Origin of the sequence: Nitrosomonas supralitoralis (genome assembly GCF_003011925.2) — a bacterium.
GTDB lineage: Bacteria > Pseudomonadota > Gammaproteobacteria > Burkholderiales > Nitrosomonadaceae > Nitrosomonas > Nitrosomonas supralitoralis.
This window is the reverse complement of record NZ_PXXU01000202.1, coordinates 1-421: the sequence shown is the minus strand read 5'-3', so window position 1 is coordinate 421 and position 421 is coordinate 1. Positions and strand designations below refer to the sequence as shown.

Annotated in this window: 1 pseudogene; it reads left to right on the top strand. The window is 46.3% G+C overall.

The window, feature by feature from the left end:
• Positions 1 to 421, top strand: a pseudogene (locus C7H79_RS17430) (glycoside hydrolase); the annotation flags it as partial.

Below are 421 nucleotides of genomic sequence, written 5' to 3'. Positions count from 1 at the left end.
CCTAAATATGAAGGCGGAGCTTTTAAATATAGTGACTATGGACCCAAACCCAGTAATGATGGCCGCCGTTACGGCCATAACATTAAATTATGGAATCCTAATGTACGGGATCGTCTGATTGCCTTATACAGAGCACTGGGTAAGCGCTACAACTCACACCCGAATGTGGAAGGGATCGGCATGATAGAAACAGCCATGGGACAAGCGCTTACACCATTGACGAAGGCACAGGCCGACGGGTGGTTTGATAATTTAATCATCGTACAGCAGAGAATGCGTGGATTTTTTCCCAACACCATGACAATTCAGGAGATCAACTACCCACGCGATTATCTGAAACAAATCACAACTGCGATGGTGAAAATGGGAGGAGCGCTCGGCTGTCCGGATGTTTATCCTGATGAACCAGGGTTGAATTTTC